A 233-nucleotide genomic window follows, 5' to 3' on the forward strand; every position below is an offset into this window, starting at 1 on the left:
TCGCAAGCAGGAAGCGGCCAAGCTGCGGGCAGAGGGTGAAGAGCAGTCGCTCACCATCCGTGCCCCGGCCGACCGCGAAAGCACCGTGATCGTGGCCGAAGCCGAGCGCGACGCCCAGCGCCTGCGTGGTGCCGGCGTCGCCGAAGCGGCCCGGATCTACGGCCAGGCCGGCTCGGCCGATCCGTCGTTCGTCTCGTTCTACCGCAGCGTGGAGGCCTCCCGCAACTCCAGGA

1 pseudogene is annotated in these 233 nt (G+C 70.8%); it reads left to right on the forward strand.

From position 1 onward, the window contains the following. Positions 1 to 233, forward strand: a pseudogene (locus tag ACQG3P_RS24380) (protease modulator HflC); the annotation flags it as partial.

The sequence above is a fragment of the Stenotrophomonas sp. SrG genome (assembly GCF_050031795.1).
Classification (GTDB): domain Bacteria; phylum Pseudomonadota; class Gammaproteobacteria; order Xanthomonadales; family Xanthomonadaceae; genus Stenotrophomonas; species Stenotrophomonas rhizophila_A.